The organism is Mailhella sp. (assembly GCF_057866825.1).
In genome coordinates this window covers 1-22,739 of the sequence record NZ_DBMAHT010000028.1, presented here as the reverse complement: position 1 = coordinate 22,739, position 22,739 = coordinate 1, and the positions used below count along the sequence as shown (strand labels likewise).

17 protein-coding genes are annotated in these 22,739 nt (G+C 61.4%); 12 read left to right on the top strand and 5 right to left on the bottom strand.

What is annotated here, in order from left to right; all coding sequences use genetic code 11:
• Nucleotides 1-311: hypothetical protein (locus ACZM96_RS04655; RefSeq protein ID WP_489487685.1), on the top strand; the 311-nt coding region annotated here is incomplete at its 5' end.
• A 321-nt stretch (nt 312-632) separates the two neighbouring features.
• On the opposite strand, the gene ACZM96_RS04650 is transcribed toward ACZM96_RS04655, so the two are convergent.
• From ACZM96_RS04650 to ACZM96_RS04635, 4 genes are all read right to left on the bottom strand, one after another.
• Entirely contained in the window at nt 633-1,379 is a 747-nt protein-coding gene (locus tag ACZM96_RS04650; protein WP_489487684.1) for a flavodoxin domain-containing protein, read from the bottom strand.
• A gap of 79 nt (nt 1,380-1,458) precedes the next feature.
• Complete coding sequence (locus ACZM96_RS04645) at nt 1,459-2,175, bottom strand: phosphatase PAP2 family protein (protein WP_489487683.1); 717 nt, start codon at nt 2,173-2,175, stop codon at nt 1,459-1,461.
• Nucleotides 2,172-3,248, bottom strand: coding sequence for a sensor histidine kinase (locus ACZM96_RS04640; protein WP_489487682.1), 1,077 nt, complete (start codon nt 3,246-3,248; stop codon nt 2,172-2,174). Before ACZM96_RS04640 ends, ACZM96_RS04645 begins: the two co-directional genes overlap by 4 nt.
• On the bottom strand, nt 3,245-3,937 hold the full coding sequence (locus ACZM96_RS04635; protein WP_346666054.1) for a response regulator transcription factor: 693 nt from the start codon (nt 3,935-3,937) through the stop codon (nt 3,245-3,247). The genes ACZM96_RS04640 and ACZM96_RS04635 overlap by 4 nt, the downstream gene beginning before the upstream one ends.
• A gap of 412 nt (nt 3,938-4,349) precedes the next feature.
• On the opposite strand from ACZM96_RS04635, the gene ACZM96_RS04630 reads away from it, so the two are divergent.
• From ACZM96_RS04630 to ACZM96_RS04595, 8 genes are all read left to right on the top strand, one after another.
• The gene (locus ACZM96_RS04630; protein WP_489487680.1) at nt 4,350-6,245 is read left to right on the top strand and encodes an LTA synthase family protein; all 1,896 of its coding nucleotides are present in this window, start codon (nt 4,350-4,352) and stop codon (nt 6,243-6,245) included.
• 87 nt (nt 6,246-6,332) lie between these two features.
• Entirely contained in the window at nt 6,333-6,746 is a 414-nt protein-coding gene (locus ACZM96_RS04625) for an EamA family transporter (RefSeq protein ID WP_489487679.1), read from the top strand.
• Nucleotides 6,747-6,896: 150 nt separating this feature from the next.
• Nucleotides 6,897-8,303, top strand: coding sequence for an alanine/glycine:cation symporter family protein (locus ACZM96_RS04620; RefSeq protein WP_489487678.1), 1,407 nt, complete (start codon nt 6,897-6,899; stop codon nt 8,301-8,303).
• 185 nt (nt 8,304-8,488) lie between these two features.
• Nucleotides 8,489-9,265: a Crp/Fnr family transcriptional regulator gene (locus ACZM96_RS04615; protein WP_489487677.1), complete on the top strand. Its 777-nt coding sequence runs from the start codon at nt 8,489-8,491 to the stop codon at nt 9,263-9,265.
• A gap of 1,283 nt (nt 9,266-10,548) precedes the next feature.
• Nucleotides 10,549-12,081, top strand: a complete 1,533-nt coding sequence (locus ACZM96_RS04610) for an SLC13 family permease (RefSeq protein ID WP_489487676.1) — start codon at nt 10,549-10,551, stop codon at nt 12,079-12,081.
• An 88-nt stretch (nt 12,082-12,169) separates the two neighbouring features.
• Entirely contained in the window at nt 12,170-13,096 is a 927-nt protein-coding gene (locus ACZM96_RS04605) for an NAD(P)/FAD-dependent oxidoreductase (protein WP_489487674.1), read from the top strand.
• Nucleotides 13,097-13,157: 61 nt separating this feature from the next.
• Nucleotides 13,158-13,469: a thioredoxin family protein gene (locus ACZM96_RS04600; RefSeq protein WP_489487672.1), complete on the top strand. Its 312-nt coding sequence runs from the start codon at nt 13,158-13,160 to the stop codon at nt 13,467-13,469.
• Between the two features lie 48 nt (nt 13,470-13,517).
• Nucleotides 13,518-15,398, top strand: coding sequence for an aryl-sulfate sulfotransferase (locus tag ACZM96_RS04595; RefSeq protein ID WP_489487671.1), 1,881 nt, complete (start codon nt 13,518-13,520; stop codon nt 15,396-15,398).
• 621 nt (nt 15,399-16,019) lie between these two features.
• Here ACZM96_RS04595 and ACZM96_RS04590 read toward each other — a convergent pair.
• On the bottom strand, nt 16,020-16,346 hold the full coding sequence (locus ACZM96_RS04590; RefSeq protein WP_294488829.1) for a glycine zipper domain-containing protein: 327 nt from the start codon (nt 16,344-16,346) through the stop codon (nt 16,020-16,022).
• 1,308 nt (nt 16,347-17,654) lie between these two features.
• Between ACZM96_RS04590 and ACZM96_RS04585 the strand changes: the two genes are divergently transcribed.
• The 3 genes from ACZM96_RS04585 to ACZM96_RS04575 all read left to right on the top strand — a co-directional run bounded on the left by ACZM96_RS04585 (nt 17,655) and on the right by ACZM96_RS04575 (nt 22,681).
• Nucleotides 17,655-19,769: a glutamine synthetase III family protein gene (locus tag ACZM96_RS04585; protein ID WP_489487669.1), complete on the top strand. Its 2,115-nt coding sequence runs from the start codon at nt 17,655-17,657 to the stop codon at nt 19,767-19,769.
• 180 nt (nt 19,770-19,949) lie between these two features.
• Complete coding sequence (locus ACZM96_RS04580; RefSeq protein ID WP_489487668.1) at nt 19,950-21,056, top strand: class II glutamine amidotransferase domain-containing protein; 1,107 nt, start codon at nt 19,950-19,952, stop codon at nt 21,054-21,056.
• Complete coding sequence (locus tag ACZM96_RS04575) at nt 21,044-22,681, top strand: glutamate synthase-related protein (RefSeq protein ID WP_294488840.1); 1,638 nt, start codon at nt 21,044-21,046, stop codon at nt 22,679-22,681. The genes ACZM96_RS04580 and ACZM96_RS04575 overlap by 13 nt, the downstream gene beginning before the upstream one ends.
• Nucleotides 22,682-22,739: the final 58 nt, after the last annotated feature.

Here is a 22,739-nt window from a genome sequence, read left to right as displayed (position 1 = left end):
CGACGCGTCCCGTGGTGCAGAAGGTTGCGCCCACCTGCTCGCTGGAAGAACTGCGCACGCTGCCGCGCCTGAACGGCCTGCCCTGCTACTCCTTCGACAACTTCAGTCCTACGGAAGAATGGGAAATAGGCCGGGACACCACAAGAATCGCCTCGCTCGGCGACGTGCCGGAATCGCGTTTTCTTCTGCTCGACACCGACACGACGCCCCCTGCCGTCATCGAGCAGGGGCAGCTCAACGTGGAGGAACGCCTGCTCGTGCAGACCAGCCGCAACCACTACATGCAGCTCTTCATCGTGGACAAGAAGTAGCCTGCGCCGAACCGGCTCCGGCCCGGGGAGCCGACGCGCGTCGCGGCGGTGAGGCGTTTTCACCCTTTTCGCCCGCTCCCGGCGAGCCGCGCGCAACACGTCTCCTTCCCGGCGCACCGAGCAAAACTCGCCCCGCGTGACATGCCGGGCCCCTCGACGGCCCCTCGCTTCGCCCCTCCCCGCACAGCGCAAAGAGGGGCGTGCAACAACGGCACGAAACACGGCCGGCAACACTCGCCCCGCCATCTCAGGCAAAAGAAAAGCCCCCTTTTCGGGGGCTTTTTTCATCGGCGCCGCGCCGAATCGCTTCAAAAAACGGCGCTAGCAGTAGTATTCGTTTTCCCGACGGTTCTTCAGCTTTTCGCTGAAGGCCGCGGCAAAGGAACGGTAGGCTTCGGTATCCATGTTCTTTGCGCCCTTCGGGCAGCGGCGGATGCAGCGGAAGCAGGAAAGGCAGGTATCGGCAATGGTGACGCAGTCGTCGGCAATGGCGTGAACCGGGCATTCCTTCACGCACAACCCGCAGTGCACGCACGCGTCGGACGTGAGCGGACGGAACTTGCCGCCGCTGCCGCCCTCGCGGTAGGGCCTGTTTCCGGGAATGGCCGGAGCCGGGGCGTTTTCGCCGCGCGAGAGAGCGCGCACGGCAAACGCCGCGTCTGCGGCAAGATCGGCCGCGTCGGGCCGATCCGTCTGAATCTCGCCGAAGGTGTGGCGTCCGACCAGCGCGGCAGCGCCGGCCACGGCAAAGCCCTGCGCCGCGGCCAGATCCGCCAGCTCAAGCAGCGCGTCGTCGTAGTGCCTGTTGCCGTAGGTCACCGCCACAAGGCAGGTTGCGCCGTCGGCGCTCAGCCCCGCCAGCCTCTCCCGCGCCACCGCAGGAATGCGCCCCGCGTACACGGGCGCGCCCATGATCACCACCTCGTCGCGGCCGAAACGACGCGCAGGCGCAGGCTGCGTGGTCACGTCCAGCACCTCCGCCGCGCCGCCGAGCGCCGCGGCCATGGCTTCAACACTCTTTCTGGTATTGCCGGTGGGAGAAAAATAAACAAGGGTCACCTTTTTCATGACAGCTCCTGATGTTGCAAAGAACGCCGGACCAAAAACGACGGCGCTTCCTTCAGGCTAGCCGAGCGCGACCGCTCTTTCAAGGGCTTCCGCGCCTTCGCCCTGCCGCCCGACGCGCCAGCGCCGGCAAAAGCACCCCGTCCACAAAAAGCACCAGCAGAATGTTCATCTGCCAGGCCAGCAGCATGCTCACGACGGTGTGGGAGAGAAAATGCTCCCCGCGCAGCATCTGATAAAGCCCCATGGTCCAGCCGACTCCCAGAGTCAGCGCCAGAGCCGCCGCCCGAGCGCTGCGGCCGGAGCAGCAGAAAAACGCCATCGTGAGGGCAAAGCCCCCGGACGCGTGCCCGCCGGGAAAGCACCTGCCGCCGGAAGGGCCGGAAAACATCGACAACAGGCGACGATACACCGCATGCCCGCCGAACTCCTCAAGCTGTCGCGGGCAGTACATGCCGGTCACGGCCTTGAGCGTGGACACGAGCAGCGGCGTGGCCGCGCACGAGAGCGCCATCAGCAGGCCGACGCGCATCCACGCCCGGCGGCCGCAGACGAAGCCCGCGCAGAAAAGCACCGTGGAACACACGCCTATCAGCGCCACCGCCCGCTTCATGCCGTCGTAAAACAGCCATCGCCACGCCCGATGCGTTTCGGCGTCGATGAGCCACGAGCCGTGCGCCGCGTCGTACCAGAGACGCTGAATGGTCATGTCGATGTCGGTGCGGCTTTCCAGGAGCACCGTTGCAGCAATGAGCGCGAGACACGCCGCGCTCTGCCACAGCGCCTGTCTGCGGGTCATACCGTTTCCTGCGGCCGCTCAAGCGGCAGTTCCATGGTGACGGTCAGACCGCCCCCGCTTCTGTTTTTCGCCCATATGTGGCCATGATGCGCGCGCACCGCGCTCTCGGAAATGGAAAGCCCCATGCCCGCACCCCCGCTCGCCCGCTGACGCGAGGCGTCCACGCGGAAGAACGGACGAAATATCTGATCCAGCGCGCTTTCCGGCACGCCCGGCCCCCTGTCCGCCACGCAAAGACGGCAGACGCCGTGCTCCGCGCTCATGGAAACGACGATCCGCCCGTCGTCCGGCGTGTAGCGCAGCGCGTTGCGCAGCACGTTTTCCACGGCATGACGCAGCATCTCGCCGTTGCCGTACAAATGCAGGCTCTCCGGCAGATGCTCCTCCACCTCGCAGCCGCGCACGCTGCCTTCAAAGCGCACGTCGTCCGCCACGTCGCGCACGAGCGCCGCCATGTCCAGCTCCCCGAAGCTCTGCACGCCCGCCTCCATGCGGGAGTATTCCAGAATGCTGCCGATGAGCGCTTCCATGCGTTCCGTCTCCAGACTGAGCCTGTCCAGAAACTCCGAAGGCACGTTCTCGCGCCGCAGAAGCTCCACGGATACCGAAAGGCGCGTCAGCGGCGAACGCAGCTCGTGCGACACCGCGGCGAGCAGTTCCTTTTCCCGGGCGCTTTCCTGCGCGCGCTGCTCGGCCATGGTGTTGAACGCCCGGGCGAGCAGCCCGAGCTCGTCGTTTCTCGACGCCATTTCCGGCCCGATGCGCGCCGACTGATCGCCGGAGGCAAGCCGATGGATCACCGACGTGAAATGTCCGATGACGCGCTTGAGAAAACTGATGAGCACATAGGCTTCGAGCGCCGCCACGATGAACGTGAACACCACCCAGAGAATCACTTCCTGCGTGGAGGAAAAGCCCTGCCCTTCGCTCTGCAGTATGTCGCCGGCCAGATACTCGCCGAACTCGCCGAGCATGGCGAACGAACCTATGAACAGTATGCCGTACACATAAATTTTGCGGAACAGAGGCTGCGAGGTCCAGAAATCGGCAAGTCGGCCGCGACGAATGTTCATGTTCTGTCTTCCTTGTGAATAACGTACATGTAGCCTGCGCCGCGAATGCTGCGTATGCGCTCCGAACCGTCGGGATACGGGCCGAGCTTGCGGCGCACGCGGCTTATCTGCATGTCGAGACCGCGTTCCATGGGCATGGCGTCGCGCCCGAACACCGAACGGCTGAGCTCGTCGCGCGAAACCACCTTGCCGGGCGAGGCGAGCAGCGCCCGCAGCACACGGTATTCCTGACCGCTCAGCGACACCTCTTCATCGCCCTTCCAGGCCTTCATGGCTCCGTCGTCGAGGCGCAGATCGCCGCCGCCCTCGCCGGGCTCGGGCCGGGAGCGGCGCAGCACCGCGCGGATGCGGGAAAGAAGCTCGCGCGGATTGAAGGGCTTGGGCAGATAATCGTCCGCGCCGAGATCGAGCCCCCGCACCATGTCGCCGGCGTCGCCGCGGGCCGTGAGCATGATGACCGGAAGCTTCACCAGCTTCGGATCCCTGCGCATGGCGCGCAGCACCTCGAAGCCGTTGCGCTCCGGCAGCATGACGTCGAGAATGACCAGATCGGGCCTGGACTCCCGCATGGAAGAGAGTCCCGCCCTGCCGTCGTAGGCAAAACGGCAGGCGATGTCTTCCGGCTGAAAATAATCTTCGAGCAGATGACAGAGTTCCTTGTCGTCATCAATAATGAGCAGTTGAATCATGATTTCCCCCAACCTGCATGAAACAGCCTTCCGGACGCTGGCCCGGACCGACCGAAAAACGGACGAACACGCCTTCCGTTCCTCAGTCTTTCCTGTACCATCCCATGCGGCACAACGGCAACGAGGGAATCCGTTCTGTTACGCTTCGTTACACTGCCGAAAAAAACGAACGTAAAAATTTTATCACCGCCTGCGGAAAAACAGACCGTTCACTGTTACACTCCGTTACATTTCCCGATATTGAGGGATCATTTACAATGCATGCGTGCCTCATATGCCGTGCAGCTCGTATAATTTATTGACGCCGCCGGAATATTCCCCGCAACGTTACGCTTTGTTACACCGGATCGGATGTACTCGACGCCGTTTGACTTTATAGTCGTGCCACTGTTTATCCGAAGGAGAGTCTTCCATGATCCGTTCCAGAAACGCCCGAGGCTGCTTTCTCGGCCTGCTGCTTCTGCTCTGGCTCGCCGTCAACGCCGTAGTCAGAACCGTGCTGCTCGTCATGGCACACCGCACGCTGCAAAGTTCCTTCGACTGGTCCACGGCGGCGGGCATCTATTTCCGGGGAGCCGTCAACGATCTGTTCCCCTATTTTCTGCTCGCCCTGCCGCTCATGATTGTCCTGCTGCTGAAAAAGCGCCTCTGGGGCGGACGCGCCGGACGCCTCATCGCCTCCGTCGTGTTCTGGCTGTACGCCTGCGCCTTCCTCTTCGGAGCCATGGCCGAAACCCTGTTCTGGGACGAATTTTCCAGCCGCTTCAACTTCATTGCCGTGGACTACCTCGTGTACACCACGGAAGTGGTGAAGAACATTGCGGAATCCTATCTGCTCATTCCGCTGCTCGCCGCCATTGCCGCCTCGGCCGCCATCGTTTCCGCGCTGCTTCTGCTGCCGTTCTGGCGCCGTGCCGCCACGCCCGCGCCGCGCTCGCCCAAACTTTTCGCCGTCTGCTTCGTCATGACCTGCGCCGCGTTCCTCTACTCGCCCCTCGCCCCGCAGGACAGGGTGGAAAAGGAACTCTCCGCCAACGGCGTGTGGTCGCTGTTTTCCGCCTACCGCAACAACGCCCTCGACTACCGCGCCTTCTACCCCGTCATCGACAAGGAACGCGCCTTTGCCGCGCTTCGCAATGAACTTGCGGAAGACGGCACGCGCCTTGTTTCCGACGGCCGCGACTGGCGGCGGGACGTTGACGCGCAGCGCCCCGAATGGAAGCCCAACGTCATTCAGATAGTCGTGGAGAGCCTGGGCAGCAATCTGCTCGGAGAAAACACCCCCCACATCAACGCCATCGCCGAACAGAGCTTGCAGTTCACCCGGCTCATGGCCACGGGAACCCGCACCGTGCGGGGCATCGAGGCGCTCACCCTGTCGCTTCCGCCCACGCCCGGCTCCTCCATCGTGCGCCGCCCGAACTGCGAAGAACTCTTTTCCGTGGGCACCGTGTTCCGCGAAAAGGGCTACGACACCGCCTTCGTATACGGCGGCTTCGGCTACTTCGACAACATGAACGCCTTCTTCTCCGGCAACGGATTCCGCATCGTGGACCGTTCCGACATTCCCGGCGAAGAAATCACCTTCACCAACGCCTGGGGCGTGTGCGACGAAGACCTCTTCCGCGCCGCCCTGCGCGACGCCGACGAAAACTTCCGGCAGCACCGTCCGTTCTATCAGTTCGTGCTCACCACCTCCAATCATCGCCCCTTCACCTATCCCGACGGCAAGGTGAGCATTCCTTCCGGCTCCAGCCGCAAGGGCGCGGTGGCCTACACCGACTACGCCATCGGCGAATTCTTCCGTCAGGCGTCGATGCGGCCGTGGTTCCGCAACACCGTGTTCATCATTTCCGGCGACCACACCTCCAGCGCCGCCGGGCACACCGATCTGCCCCCCGACCGCTATCACATTCCGGCGCTCTTCTACTGCCCCGGCCGCATCGCTCCCGCAGCTATTGACACGCTGTGCAGTCAGGCCGATATAGCACCTACGCTGTTCGACATTCTGGGCTGGTCGTACCGCTCGGGATTCTTCGGTCGCAGCGTGCTCCGCACGAAGCCGGAAAACGGCCGGGCCTGGATAAGCACCTATCAGGCGCTCGGCAGACTCACCCCGGATTCCCTGGTCGCCCTGGAACCTCTGCAAAAGCCCGCCGCCAGCGCATGGACGTTTTCCGCCGAGCCGGGGGCTCCCATCGAAGGCGACAGAGCCGACGACCTCGTGGCCGCAGCCGTGGCCGACTATCAGACCGCCCACGATCTTTTCAACAGCGGGAGGCTGAAGGAAGAAGCCGTGCTGCGCTGACGCGCCGCGGCATCGATACCCATCTGCGGGCCGGACCTCCGGCCCTTTTTTTATGGTTTCATCATCATGCAAAGGACTTCTCGAAACATGTGGCTCATTCTTGCGCTTCTCTCCGCCGTGTTCGCGGCTCTCACGTCCATTCTGGCCAAGGTGGGCATCGAGGGCGTGGATTCCAATCTCGGCACCGCCATCCGCACGCTGGTGGTGTTCTTCATGGCCATAGGCATGGTCCATCTCACCGGGGCCAAAGTGAGCCTTGCCGAAATCAGCACGAAAACATGGGTGTTTCTCGTGCTCTCCGGCCTTGCCACCGGCGCTTCATGGCTCTGCTACTTCAAGGCCCTGCAGATAGGCGATGTCTCCAAGGTGGCTCCCATCGACAAGACCAGCATCATTTTCACGATCATCATGGCCGTGATCTTTCTGCACGAACAACTTACCCTGAAGGTTGCCGTGGGCGGCGCGCTCATTGCCGCAGGCTCGCTCGTCATGGCCTTCTAGCCGGTGAAAACGCCGAAGAATCGCCCTTGAAAAAAAGCGCGGCAAAGGCGCAGAAGCCCCGGACGGCAGGGGAAGGTTGACTTTTTCCCGCTCGTCGTAAACTATCGGAGGGATTATCTTCATCACAAACCTTAAAAAAGAGGCCTGCGCATGGAGTTTCTTGAAAACATAGTCGCCTTTGCCAACGATATTCTGTGGTCCTACGTTCTTGTCGTCATGCTCATAGCCCTGGGGCTCTGGTTCTCCCTGCGCACCGGCTTCGTGCAGCTGCGCCTGTTCCGGGAAATGATCCGCCTGCTCAAGGAAGGCACAAGTCATGACGGCGGCCACGCCCACATCAGCTCCTTTCAGGCCTTCTGCATCAGCACGGCCTCGCGCGTGGGCGTGGGCAACATCGCAGGCATCGCCATCGCCATCATGACCGGCGGGCCGGGCGCCATCTTCTGGATGTGGGTCATCGCCGTCATCGGCGCGGCCTCCGGCTTTACCGAAAGCACCCTCGCCCAGATCTACAAGGTGCGCGATCCGAAAACCTTCGGCTTCCGCGGCGGCCCGGCCTACTATATCCGCAACTGCCTCGGCAGCCGCAAGGCCGCGGCCCTCTTCGCCGTGCTCATTTCCGTGACCTTCGGCCTCTGCTTCAACTCCGTGCAGTCCAACACCATCGCCATTTCCCTGAACACCACCTTCGGCGTGGACAGAAGCATCGTCGGACTCTTTCTCACCGTGCTCTCGGCCGTCGTCATCTTCGGCGGACTCCAGCGCATCGCCCATCTCAGCAGCTGGCTCGTGCCCATCATGGCCACTCTCTATCTGCTGCTTGCGCTCGTCATCGTGGTCATGAACATCACCCACATTCCGGCCATGTTCGCGGCCATCATCTCCCAGGCCTTCTCCCCCGACGCCGCCGTGGGCGGCATAGGCGCGGCCATTCTCACCGGCGCAAAGCGCGGACTCTTCTCCAACGAAGCCGGCATGGGCTCCGTGCCCAACGCCGCGGCCACGGCCTTTGTCTCCCATCCCGTCAAGCAGGGACTCGTGCAGGCCCTCGGCGTGTTCGTGGATACCCTGCTCGTGTGTACGGCCTCGGCCTGCATCGTGCTGCTCTTCGACGGCTATGCCGACTCGGGCAAAACCGGCATCGAGCTCGTGCAGCTCGCCCTTGCCCAGCATCTGGGCGGCTTTGCGGGCGTTCTGCTCTCCGTCATGGTGTTCATGTTCGCCTTCAGTTCCATTGCGGGCAACTACTACTACGGCGAAAGCAACATTCAGTTCTTCAGCACGAAGCCCGTCTATCTGCTGGCGTTCCGCATTCTGGTGGTCGCCATGGTGGCCTTCGGCTCCGTGGCCGAACTGCCCTTCGTGTGGAACCTCGCCGACCTCTTCATGGCGCTCATGGCCATCGTGAACCTTGTGGCCATCGCCCTGCTCGGACGCAACGCCTTCCTCGCGCTCAAGGACTATCAGGATCAGAAGAAGGCCGGCGTGGCCGACCCCGTGTTCCATCCCGAAAAGCTCATCGACCGCCGCGGCATCGAAGCCTGGAACAACGACTAGACGCCCCTTCCTTTCCTCTTTCCGGCAGGCGGCCCGACGGGGTCGCCTGTTTTTTCCCCGCGCCGCCCCGCCCGGGAAACGGATTGACAGCGGCCCCGGCCTTGAAATATTTTTTTCGCATCATTTATTGTCAAAAAATCCATGCGCCGCATGCGCAGAGGGCATGTACCATGAAGAGCGACTCCTTGACGAATTTAACCCGCGCGGCGTCAAGCCCCTTCGGCTCAACCTTCGACGCCAAAGACAGGACGGGCCTTCCCGATCTGGAAACCTGCCGGAAACATCTGCTCCGCTTCAGTCGGGAAATCGCCGTTTCCCGCGGCGCAAAGCTCCCGGAGAACAAGGTGTACTTTCTGCTTGAAGGCACGATCACGCTCACCGCGCTTTCGGCCACGGGCGGACATCATTCCCTCATCTACTTCCGCCCCGGCGATCTGCTCAGCTTCATTCCCTCCGTCAATCACGCCTACGGCATTCCTCACGACGCCTTCGACTTTCTGCTCTACAACGAATCGCTCGCCATGTGCGCCAAAACGCCCTGCCGACTCGTCTGCACCGAACAGCGCGAGTTCATGCAGCACATGCACGAAGAGCCGCTGCACACCCTGCTCATTCGCGGCCTTGCCGGCAATCTCATGAAGATCATCGTGCAGTCGGTGAACAACTGCACCCTGCCCGCCATCGTGCGGGTCTGCCGCCTGCTCTCCGTGTCCATGGAAAAGGATCCGCCCCACGCCCTGCCCCGCTACCTCACCCACACGGAAATTGCGGGCCACCTTTCCATGCACGTGATGACCGTGACGAAAATCTTCCACTCCCTGCGCAAGGCGGGCATTCTCGTCAAGGAACACGGCACGACGTTCGTGAAGGATCCGCAGGAGCTCGTCAAGCTCTCCTCGCAGGTCAGCCAGCTTTCCTACCGCACCGAGCTTCTGCCGGAACATGACGTCGCGCACCGCTGAGCGCCCGGGGGCGTTTCGCCTTTGAGACGGGCCGCCACGTGAATTACGCGCCCGCTGAACTTCCCGCACGCCGGGGATCTTTTCGCTCCTGCGGCCACGCTGCTCCCGCATGCCGCCCGCGCCCCTTGGCGCCCGGCTGTGCCGGATGCCTGCGCTTTGCCTGACGGGCCGGAACGGAGTTTTTTGCAGAGCCCCGGGACGACGGCGCGCTCTCCGGCTTCCGCACATTCCCCCCAAAAATGGGCTTGTTCCTCTGAGGCAGGCCGCCGCGCAGAGCATGTGCGCGGCCCGAAGGCGTCCGTCCCTCCCCGCGCAGACCTCACTCCCTCACGCCACGGCGCGCGCCGCCTTCCCCCACGATTTCCCATCGGCGAATACACCGGCGTGCATTCTGCCCCCACGTTCTCCCGCCGCCCGTTCCCTGCGCCTTCCGGTCTTCGCGCGCCTTCCGGGCTGCGCTTCCCCCGCGCTTCACGCTCCTCGACTCGTTCCCCCGCCCTTCGCCTTCCCTTCCTTCCCTCAGCTTCGCGCTTCGGCGCGGCACTTCCCCGCTCTTCGCCCCGGCGCCCCACGCGCTTCGCGCCCTGTGTTTCGCCCTCCTGCAACAGCCCAAAATCTCCGCCCCCGCGACTCGTTCCCTGTCTTCACTCCCCGCGTCGCGCTTTTCCTTTTTCTTCTCGCTCCTTCCTTCACGCGCCCGGCAAAGCAGACCGCATCACGTCTCTCAGACTCCGCGTCCGGGTTCCCAGCCGCCCGCAGGCCGCCGTCTTCCGGCGTCTCCACCTGACCTCTCCCTCCAAAAATCACTGCTTTTTCACGCCTCTCCGCCCCTTTTTGAGTGCAATTGAATTTTAATTCACAAGACATGTTTCCCCCTCTCCGAACTCACTTTCCGCGCCCCCGCCGAATGCTTCCAAACTGCATATTTTTTCCGAATTTTCTCGAAAACAAGGCCGGAATCTCGTTGTCCTCCCGCCCCAAAAAGCGCGCTTCCGCCCCTTTTTTCTCCGCACAATTCAATACTCAATACTTTGAAATTACATATTTAATTATACAAGACCCGACTTCTGAACGCCCCCTCTTCTCAACGTATCCGCGCCGACACAGGAAAGAAAAAGAAAAAATATTCAAAAGCTAGTTTAGACTTGTTTATTTTATCCGCCATCCCCCTATCTTAAGCAACATCCGCAGAAGTAGCGGTGCGGGAATCTCCCTGTTTCTCGAACACCGTGTTTTGCCTCACGAAGGGGCCACTCTTTCCTTCTCCGTCACTGGAGGTAAGCATGTCGTCAAAGAAACTTCCTCTTTCCACCATCATCAACACCGTCATCGGCATCGGCATCATGTTCCTCGGCTACGTGCTGCCCTGCCCCTCCATGACCGTTCCCGTCAACGACGCCCTCGTTGCGGCAGGATTCCCCGTGGTCGACGGAAACGCCGTCATCACCATCACCCGCATGGGCATGGTTAACGCCATGATCTTCCTCGGCGTCGTCTATCTCTGGACCTTCGTCGACACCCTCTGGCCCTGCTTCCTCGGTGTGCTCATGCTCGCCTTCAGCGGCTTCACCCCCGCTCCCAAGGTGCTCAATTCCTTCCTCGGCAATCCCATGGTGGTCATGATCTTCTTCACCCTCTACTTTGCCACCGCCCTCATCAAGAGCAACGTTTCCGCCTGGCTCGCCCAGTGGATTCTCCGCCGCGACTTCATCATAGGCCGCCCCTGGACCTTCACCGGCGTCATCCTGCTCGCCACCTACTTCCTCGCCTTCTTTGAACAGACTTCCATCTGCTTCCTCATCTGGCCCGTCATGTACACCATCTTCAATCAGGTGGGCTTCAAGCGCGGCGACAAGTACGTTGCCATCATGCTGGTGTACATCATCATCATGTCGCTGCTCTCCTTCGCCTCCGATCCCTTCAAGACCGGCGCCTTCCTGCTGCTCGGCAACATCTGGAGCATGGCTGCCAACAATCCCGGCCTGAACGTTCCGGATCTGCCCGCCGCCTCCTACTTCTGCTTCGCCCTCGTCGTTTCCCTCATCTCCATCGCCGGCCTCCTCTTCGCCATGCGCTTCATCTTCCGCGTGGACGTCTCCCCCCTGCTCAAGCTTGATCCCGAAGTGCTGCGCAAGGAACCCCTGCCGCCCATGACCGGCTATCAGATCGGCGTGCTCATCGCCTTCGCCCTCTTCGCCTTCTGGATTCTGCTGCCCGGCATCATCGGCAAGGACAACGTCGTCGGCGCCTTCCTCGCCAAAAACTCCATGCTTGCCCCCCTCGTCGCCCTGTTCATCGTGGGCTTCGTCCACCTGCGCGGCAAGCCCATCGCCGACGTGAGCGACACCGCAACCGTCTATCCCTGGCGCATCTTCCTGCTCATCGCCGTGGCCATGCTCCTCGGCGACGCCATGACCGGCAAGGGCACCAACGTGACCATCTTCATGGAATACGTCCTGCGCGGCGCCCTCTCCGGCTTCGGCTACGTGGCCCTGTGCATCGCCGTCATTCTGCTCGGCATCACCTGCACCAACTTCTGCAACTCCGTGGTGCTCGGCCTCGTGCTCACCCCCGTGCTGCTCGCCATGTGCAACGCCTTCGGCATGAACGCCGGTCCCCTCATGGCCTGCTTCATCTACGCCGTACTCATCGCCGCCTGCACCCCCGCAGCCTCGCCCTTTGCAGCCATGCTCTTCGGCAACACGCAGTGGCTCTCCCCGAAGGAAATCGTCACCTACAGCGTGACCGCCTCCCTGCTCATTGCCGGCGTCATCATCGTGGTGGGCATTCCGCTCGCCATGCTCATCTTCGGATAACCTGCCTTCCGCCGAACTCTTCCGGCTCAACCAGAACGCTTCCCGCAATCCCTCCAGGGATCGCGACCGCAACAAAGGAGTCCTTCGCATGAACAAGTACGACGTCATCATCGTGGGCGGCGGCCCCGCCGGTCTTACGGCCTCCATCTATGCCGTGCGCGCCAACATGAAAACGCTGGTGCTCGACAAGCTCGCCCCCGGCGGACAGATCATCAACACCAACGAAATCGCCAACTACACCGGCTTCGGCACCATCAACGGCGCCGAGCTCGCCATCAAGATGTTTGAACACTCCCAGGAAGTCGGCGCGGAATTCGACTACAAGACCGTGACCGCCATCGTGGACGAGGACGACGTGAAAAAGGTGGTCTGCCTCGAAGACGACACCGTGTATGAAGCCTCCGCCGTCATCATCGCAACCGGCACGAGGCCCCGCCGCCTGCACATTCCCGGCGAAGACAAGCACACCGGCGCCGGCATCAGCTGGTGCGCCATCTGCGACGGCGCCCAGTATCGCGGCAAGGACGTCGTGGTCATCGGCGGCGGCAACTCCGCCGTGGAGGAATCCATCTACCTCGCCGGCATCGTGAACAAGCTCACCATCGTGACCATGTTCGACCTCACCGCCGATCCCATGGCCTGCGACAAGCTGCGCGCCATGCCCAACGTGACCATCTATCCCTATCAGGACGTGCTCGAATTTCTGGGCGACGACAAGCTCGAAGGCGTGCGCTTCAAGTCCACGAAGGAAGACGCCACCGAACGCACCGTGTCCTGCGACGGCGTGTTTGAATACATCGGCCTCGAACCCACGGCCTCCTTCTGCGCCGACCTCGGCATTCTCGACAGAACCGGCTGCATCATAACCGACGCCTCCATGGCCACCTCCCGCCCCGGCATCTTCGCCGCCGGCGACATCATCGTGAAGGGCCTGCGTCAGGTGGCCACCGCCTGCGGCGACGGCGCCGTGGCTGCGAATTCCGCCTCCAAATACGTTGAAAAGCTGAGAGGTTAGTCCTCTTTTCCCCGGTCGGAACCTTGTTCCGCAACACTCATTTTTCCAAGGAGACTTCCCCATGATCAAAGAAATCGACACCGCCGCCTACGACAGCATGGACAAGTCCGGCGTCATGCTGGTGGAATTTTATTCCAAGACCTGCGGCCCCTGCAAAATGCTTTCCTTCGTGCTCAAGGACATCGACAAGAACGATCCCGACTTCCGCATCTTCACCGTGGACTTCGACGCCAATCAGGACCTCAAGGAACGCTGCGGCGTGAAGGGCTTCCCCACCATGCTCTTCATGAAGGACGGCGCAGAAGTCTCCCGCCTCGAAGGCCTGAAGCAGAAGCCCGCCATCATTCAGGAAATATCCAAGCTCAAAGCCTAACCCCCACTCTCATATATCCACACGTAGAACGCTGAAAGGAGTCCAGCCATGAGCAGCAAAGTGACGCACACCTACAACGATCACCTCATCACTCGCCAGAATCGCGCCGAGAAGGAATTCCTTGCCGCTTTTGAAGCGGAAAAGCCCACGCTCGAAAACGCCCATGTTCTGGTCAACCCCTACTTCATCAATCCGCTCTGCGCGCTGATCCTCTTCAAGAGCGAAAAGCCCGCCTCCGCCACCATGACCATTCACGGCAAGCGCAACGACCGTGAAAACATCGTTCACACCTTCCCCGAAGGCACCGATCACTTCATTCCGGTCATCGGCCTCTACGAAGGCGTGGCCACCCGCGTGACCGTGGAACTCTCCACCGGCGAAAAGAACACCTTCTCCATCCAGTCCCAGCCCCTGCCCGAAGACGTGTGCCGCTGCCGCAACATCAACACGTCCATGGACTACTTCGGCAACAACTTCATGTTTCTCACCCCGGCCGGCAAGAACCTCCCCACCGCCTACGACTACATGGGCGACATCCGCTGGCTGCTCACCGAAAACACCATGTTCGACATCAAGCGCGTGAAGAACGGCAACATCATGACCGGCTCCCACCGCTTCTGCCACATGCCCTACTGCTCCACCGGCCTCATCGAACTGAACCTGCTCGGCAAGATCTACAAGGAATTCCGCATGCCGGGCAACTATCACCACGATCACTTTGAAATGCCCGACGGCAACATCCTTGCCCTCACCCAGGACTTCACCTCGAGCACCGTCGAAGACATGATCGCCCTGCTCGACCGCGAAACCGGCGAAGTGCTCCGCACCTGGGACTACAAGACCTTCCTGCCCCAGAACGTGGCCGGTTCCGGCTCCCAGGACGCCCACGACTGGTTCCACAACAACGCCCTGTGGTACAACGACAAGAACAAGACCATCACCATTTCCGGCCGCCATCAGGACGCCATCGTCAACTTCGACTACGAAACCAGCAAGCTCAACTGGATCATCGGCGACCCCGAAACCTGGCCCGAAGACATGCAGAAGTACTTCTTCAAGCCCGTGGGCGACGTGGAAAACTTCGACTGGCAGTATGAACAGCACGCCTGCGTGGTCTGCCCCGACGGCGACATCATGTGCTTCGACAACGGTCAGTACCGCTCCAAGGTGAAGGAACGCTACATCCGCAACCGCGACAACTTCTCCCGCGGCGTGCGCTACCGCATCGACACCGACAAGATGGAAATCGAACAGGTGTGGCAGTACGGCAAGGAACTCGGCCAGAGCTTCTTCTCGCCCTACATCTGCAACGTGGAATACTACGACGAAGGCCACTACCTCATCCATTCCGGCGGCATCGGCTGGAAGGACGGCTACGCTTCCGACAAGCTCGGCGCCTTCATCAATCCCAAGAAGGAACCCGGCACCGACATCTGCGCCAAGACCGTGGAACAGAAGGACGGCGTGGTCATGTACTCCATGGAAGTGGACGGCAACTTCTACCGCGCTGAAAAGCTCTTCCCCTACCACGACGGCGACAACGCCGCCTTCGGCGAGGGCAAGCTCCTCGGCCACCTCGACGTGACCCCCACCTTCGACACCATCCCCGACGTGCCCGAATCCAACGAAGTCATCGACTCCTGGCATCAGGTCAACATCGAGGAAGATGAAGACCGCATCGTCTTCCACGGCCGCTTCGCCCGCGGCTCCCTGGTCATGGTGCTGCTCGAAGGCGAAAAGGAAACCCGCGGCTACTTCATCAACACCGCCGCTTCCTACCACCTCGCCATGTGCTCCGGCGCCTACCTTGAAGAAGACGACCGCGTCATCAAGCAGAACATCAGCAAGGAAGGCCTCTCCGGCAAGTACGACATCAAGATCCTCGTCGAAGACACCAAGTACCAGACCGGCGTCTCCCTCTTCTGCTAACCCATTGTAAAAGGACTGCCGCACCCGCGGCACCCCCCGCTGCGCCGAGCCCTCACTTTCCCCCTCGGCGCAGCTCTTTTTTAAGGAAGAAGGGGAGGATGAGCGGGGGGAAGGAGAAAACCCTTTTGAAAAAGGGCTTTTCTCCTTCCCCCCGCACCCCCCATCCTCTTTTCCGAAAACTTTTATCAGAGGGACGAAAAGCGGATTGGAGCAATGGTGGCTGTCGGCAGAAGCCCGCAGCGATGGGCCGGGCACAACGGCTTGCCGGGCCTCCGAATGGTTCTGCTGTGGGTGAGATGCGGGAAAAGAAAAAAGAGAGAGGGGAGAGATGGTGACCGAGAAATGAAACCCTTTTGAAAAAGGGCTTTTCTCCTTCCCCCCGCGCCCCCATCCTCTTTCCGAAAACTTTCATCAGGGGGGGCGAAAAGCGGATTGGAGCAATGGTGGCTGTCGGCAGGAGCCGCGGCGATGGGCCGGGCGCAACGGCTTGCCGGGCCTCCGAATGGTTTCTTTTTTTGGGGGCACATCCATAAAAAAGAGGCTCCGGGGAAAACGGAACCTCTCTGAACATCCCGGCAGGGAATCTTTGACGCCGGGCGGGTCGCCCGCGCAAGGCCGCCGCTACACGGCAAAGAGCTTGCCGCACTTGCGGCAGCGGTACAGATGTCGATTGTATTTGTTGTCCATGGCATGTCCGGCCCTGTTGCCGAGCGCCGCCCCCGAAACGCCGCCGGTCACGGCTCCCACAAGTCCCCCGGCAAGCGCGCCGATGGCCGAGCCTATCACCGGGAACACGGAACCAATGGCGGCCCCGGCCGCCGCTCCGGCACTGATGCCCGACACTCCGGCCGCAGCGCCGCCTACCCCGCCCGCCGTGGTGCCGAGCACCCGGTAGCGGTTATCCTTGCACACATCGGAACTCTTGCAGCGCGGACAGCGAACAGTCATGGCGACACCTCGAATTCATGGTCTGGCTGCATGGTACGAGAAAAAGAAACGTTCAGCAAGGATTCCTTATCTCTCCCCCCACACATATTATCAAAGAATGCGCCGCGTTGCCGCCATCCATCACGCTCCGTCGCCGGAGGTGAAAAGGCGTTTCCCGCAGAAACAGCAGAGAGAAGAAACTGCGGGATAAAAACAGGAGCGCATCGACGACGCTCCGCCCTGCCGAACTCCATTCCCCGTCCAGAAGACGCGCCCCTTTGTCCGCCATCATGCCAGCTCTACCGGCAACGGCTTCGCTTCCCGCCTGCAATATCGCCGAACGGCAACATTAAAAGATGAAGGAGCGCATGCCTTTCCCGACGCACCGGGAAAAGTTTCCCACAGCCGAAGCTCCAAAACGGGGGACGCATGTTCCTCGCCGCCTTCTCTGCTCCCGCTATGGGGCCATGCAGCTCCAACGCGTTCCCTCCTGCCATCAAAGTGTCGGCTTCACGTTCTGCCCCTGCTCCGGTCTGTTCCCCCTTCCGCCGGGTTCTCGACGTCGCGCCCTCGCCTGCCCGGCATCGCTTCCCCGTCCCGTCAGGCTGCCCGCTTCGCGCCTCCGCCCTGCTCCGGCCCCTCCCGTTTCCGTCATGAGACGGCCCGCCCTTCCTGTCCTCACCAGGCAGCGCAGGCTGCGGCCTGTCCCTTTTTTGCCCCTTTCCGTGGATCACGGCCCGCATGCCCTTCCCTCTCCGTCAACGCCCCCTCTCTCCCGTCTGCGCCCACGGCCCGGCCGCCGGGCCGTCCTTTTTCTGTTCCGGCCGCAGAGAAGGAAACATTTCTGTCGTCCCTGATGGCGGACTTCTATATTCTCCTTTATTATCAATAGATTAACAAATTATTTTGCAAAAAACTCTTCCTTGTTCCGGGCGAAAACCGAAGAGATGCGACAACAAAAGCGGAAAATTTTTCTACTTTAATGTAGAAAAATCTCCTTCTTCCCCCGGTGTTCTGCGGCGGCATCAGAATGGTTCGCCTTAAATCCACTAAAATGTAGATTTTTTCATTTTCTGTACTAACTCATGGAAATTTCATGCTTTTAATGGAACATTCCTGAAAAGTGTTACATTTTTGTTCAATTTTAACCAGGATATTTTTCTACTTTTTGGTTGAAAATGACATTTTCCTCATAGCTGCAAATTGGGATGAAAATTTTTAATTCTTTTATTTTCAATATGTTAAATAAAATTTATCAAACTTGGCACGCTTCTTGCTTTAAGAGTGGCAGAAAAAGCAATGAAGCCTTTCCATAAGGAGTTAACAAACATGTCAAGTTCTACCCCGCAAAGGCATGACGACGAATATTTCGGCTGTGACGTGTTCACTCTCGACACCATGTGCCGGCATCTGCCCCACGACGTGTATGTGAACCTCGAACAGACCATCCTCAACGGCACCCGCCTCGATCCCGCCATCGCCGGCACCGTGGCCAACGCTATGAAGGACTGGGCCGTTTCCCGCGGCGCCACGCATTACACTCACTGGTTCCATCCCCTCACCGGGCTCACCGCGGAAAAGCACGACGCCTTCCTCCAGCCCGTTGACGGCAAGATGATCAGCTCCTTCTCGGGCAAGACCCTGCTCTCCGGCGAGCCCGACGCTTCCAGCTTCCCTTCCGGCGGTCTGCGTTCCACCTTCGAGGCCCGCGGCTACACCGCCTGGGATCCCACCTCTCCGGTCTTCCTCATCGGTCACACGCTGCACATTCCCACCATGTTCTATTCCTACACGGGCGAAGCGCTTGACCGCAAGGTTCCGCTGCTGCGTTCCGCTTCCGCCGTGTCCCGTCAGGCGCTACGCATTCTGCGTCTGTTCGGCAACACCCGCGCCACCCATGTCGACGCTCAGGTCGGCCCGGAACAGGAATACTTCCTCGTGGACAAGGCCCTTGCCGCCAAGCGTCCCGACCTCATCATGACCGGCCGTACCCTGTACGGCGCCACCACCCCCAAGGGCCAGGAAATGGAAGACCACTATTTCGGCGCCATTCCCTCCCGCGTCATGGCCTTCATGGAAGACCTTGAACACACGCTGTACCGTCTCGGCATTCCCGCCCAGACCCGTCACAACGAAGTGGCTCCCGCCCAGTTCGAGCTTGCGCCTCTCTATGAAAAGGTGAACATCGCCACCGACCACAACATGCTGGTCATGAACCTCATGCGCCACATCGCGCCCCGCCACGGCTTCATGTGCCTGCTGCACGAAAAGCCCTTTGAAGGCGTGAACGGTTCCGGCAAGCACAACAACTGGTCGCTTTCCGACTCCGAAGGCAACAACCTGCTCAAGCCCGGCGACACCCCGCAGGACAATGCTCAGTTCCTGGTCTTCCTCGCCGCCGTGCTGCGCGCCGTGCACAAGCACTCCGCCGTGCTGCGTCTCGGCACCATCGGCGCCGGCAACGATCACAGACTCGGCGCCAACGAAGCGCCGCCGGCCATCATCTCCGTGTACCTCGGCGATCAGCTGGCCGAAGTGGTCCGTTCCTTCACCGGCGACGGCTCCTGCACCAAGAAGGCCAAGCCTACGCTGAACATCGGCGTGGACGTGCTGCCTCCCATGCCCTGCGACTACTCCGACCGCAACAGAACCAGCCCCTTTGCCTTTACGGGCAACAAGTTTGAATTCCGCGCCGTGGGTTCCTCGCAGTCCATCGCTCCGGCCAACATCGCCATCAACGCGGCCGTGGCCTGCGCCCTGGAAGACATCGCCGACCGCCTCGAAGCCGACGTCGCTTCCGGCAAGGATCTGAACAGCGCCGTGCAGAGCCTGCTCACCGACCTGTTCACCGAACATGCCCCCATCGTGTTCAACGGCAACGGCTACACCGAAGAATGGCCCGTGGAAGCCGCGAAGCGCGGACTGCCCAACTACGCCAACACCGTGGAAGCCCTCGAACACTACAGCGATCCCGACGTGCTCTCCACCTTCTCCAGCCAGGGCATTCTCACCGAACGCGAATGCCTCTCCCGCCAGGAGATTCTGTTCGAGAACTACGCCAAGACCATCGGCATCGAAGCCGCCACGGCCAGCCGCATGGGCCGCACGCTCATCGTTCCCGCGGCCATGAAGGCGCAGAGCGCCGCCGCCGAAATGCTGAACCGCACCCGCACCGCCATGGGCAAGGCTCCCGCCGCGGAAACCGAATACCTCGACATGCTCGCCTCCTCCACCGAGAGCCTCATGCTCGCCCTGCGCAAGCTTGACGAAAAGCGCATGGTGCTCGCCGGTACCGCCGAGGCGGAAAAGGCTGCGATCATCGCCCGCGACGAGGTTCTCCCCGCCATGAACGAATGCCGCACCTATGCCGACAAGCTGGAATCCATCATGGCCGGTTCCGACTGGCCCATGCCCAGCTACGCCGAACTTATGTGGACCCATTGATAGGAAGGCCGCGGAAGCGGACAGGCTTCCGCGCCTCTCCCGTCTCTCTCAAAAAGAACCATTCCGCAGGGGCAGGCCACACAGCATGGTCTGCCCCTCTCAAGCGGATGGCGCAGTACAAATACGCATCGCAGGCCGTTATCGTTCCGGCAGACGGCCAGGGATATTGAGGACAACAACATGTGCAGAATAGGGTCGATAAAGAGCTTAACGCCCATCGGGCCGCGCAAGGCGCTCGAACTCATGCTGCCCCAGCAGGAAGGGCATGACAACTCCGGCTTCGCCATGGTCATGCAGGACCTGGCCGGGCCCTTCGCCGAATGGAAAGACAGGCCTCTGCTCTCTGCGGCCTGCTCCCGTGAAGGCATGCGCGCCGTGGACGACTACATGGCCGAGCATCATTTCTCCCTGCTTTTCAGCTGGACTCCCAAGTACGACGCGCGTCCCGGGCTGGATATCCGCCCCATGGAACGCTACCTCTTCCGCGTGTACGACTATCCGCCGCACTACCGCTACAGCAGCGACGAGGAAAAGTCCGCTCTTCTGCTCGACACCCGCCTCGCCCTGCGCGCCATGCTGGAAAAGGACAATGAAGGCTTCGTCTATTCCTTCTGGCCCGACACCCTCACCCTCAAGGAAATAGGCGATCCGCGCAACATCGCCACCTATTTCCGCCTCTGGGACGATTCCTGCCCCCTGCTCGCGAGGAACATCGTCACCCAGTGCCGCCAGAACACCAACTACGACATCGTGCGCTACGCGGCCCATCCGTTCTTCCTTCAGGGCTACACCCTCTGCGCCAACGGCGAAAACACCTTCTACACCAAGAACAGGGAATTTCAGAAGTCGCTGCACCGCGGCTACACCGGCTTTGAATCCGACTCGCAGTGCCTGCTCTACAGCCTTCACTACGTGCTGCACGAGCTCAAGTGGCCCATTGAATACTACAAGCACGTCATCACGCCCCTGCCCTTCGCCGAAATCGACAAGCGCGAAGACGCGGAAGTGCTGCGCATCATCCGCGAGACGCTCGCCCATCTTGAAATCAACGGGCCGAACGCCATCATCGCCATGCTTCCCGACGGCCGCATGATGACCTGCTGCGACTCCAAGAAACTGCGTCCCGTGGTGGTCGGCCGCACCAAGGACATGCTCGCCATCTCCTCCGAAGTGTGCGGTCTCAACGCCATCATGCCCGACCGCGACGTTTCCACAGACATTTATCCCGGCGAGAGGGAAACCATCGTCGTCGACAACGACCTGAGGGTGCGCATATGCAAACAGTAAAGGCTCTCGACAACTGCACGGACGATCTGCGCTGGATCATCCGCTACGATCCCACCCGCTGCACCATGTGCGGCAGCTGCGTGGCCCAGTGCATGCAGAACGCCATCGAAGTCCGCATGATGCGTCAGGACCTCACGGTTTCGGAAAAACCCTGGCCCGATCCGGAAAAGAAGCATCTTGCAAGGCCCGTCATCCGCCAGAAGACCGACCTCGCCCATCTGTGCGTGGGCTGCGGCTTCTGCGCCAAGGTCTGCCCCAACGACGCCATTCATCCCGAACGCAACCCCGATCAGCGCATTCCGGTGATCGCCCGCGTGAACGGCCCCATCCGCCGCGGCGGACGCACCAACCTGAACACGCAGCGCACCCTCGACGCCATCGTGGTGGGCCGCATCAGCCAGATGACCGACCCAGCCCTCGACTCCGAGCGTCACACCTTCGACATGCGCGCTCCGCTGGGCCGCGTGCTGCCTTCCCGCGACCTCGCCACCGAACTGCAGGTGCGCGACGGCAAGCTCGTGAAGACCGGTCACACCCCGCCCGTGAACTGGATTTATCCGCTCATCTTCAGCGACATGTCCATCGGCGCGCTCTCCACCCGCGCCTGGGAAGCCATTGCCATGGCCGCCGCCTACCTCAATGAGGAATGCGGACTGCCCGTGCGCATGAGCTCCGGCGAAGGCGGCATGCCCGTCAAGCTCATGGAGTCCGACAAGCTCAAGTATTTCATCATCCAGATTGCGTCCGGCCACTTCGGCTGGGACCGCATCGTCAAGGCGCTGCCCCGCATGAAGGTGGATCCCGCCGGCGTGCTCATCAAGATCGGTCAGGGCGCCAAGCCCGGCGACGGCGGCCTGCTGCCCGCCTCCAAGGTGGCTCCGCACATTCAGGCCATCCGCGGCGTGCCCAAGTCCACCCTGCATTCGCCGCCGAACCATCAGGGCCTCTACTCCATCGAGGAATCGGTGCAGAAGATGCACCTTTCCCTCAACGCGGCCTTCGGATTCCGCGTGCCCGTGGCCATCAAGTGCGCGGCCTCGGCCACCTCGGTTTCCGTGTACAACAACCTTCTGCGCGACCCCTACCGCATCTGCGGCGGCTTCTTCATCGACGGCATTCAGGGCGGCACCGGCGCGGCCAACGAGGTTTCCCTCGATCACACCGGCCATCCCGTGGTGTCCAAGCTGCGCGACTGCTACCTCGCCGCCGTGCGTCAGGGTCTGCAGGGTCAGATTCCGCTCTGGGCCGGCGGCGGCGTGGGCCTCACCGGCAACGCGGCTGCCGACGCCTTCAAGATGATCTGCCTCGGCGCCAACGGCGTGTTCATCGGCAAGCTCCTCATCCAGCTGCTCGGATGCGTGGGCAACGAGAACGGCCGCTGCAACAACTGTTCCACGGGTCTGTGCCCCAACGGCATCTGTTCGCAGGATCCGCGCCTCGTGGCGCGCCTCGATGTGGACAGAGGGGCACAGGCCATTGTGGACTACGTGCTCGCCTTCGACAGCGAAATGCGCAAGCTCATGGCCCCCATCGGCAACAGTTCCCTGCCCGTGGGCCGCTCCGACGCCCTGGTCGCCACCGACCACGCCGTGGCGGAAAAGCTCGGCATAGCCTACGCATGCTGACGCGCTCGGCCGCAGACGCCATTTCCCCGGCATTTCACCCCGGAACCTCATCATAGAA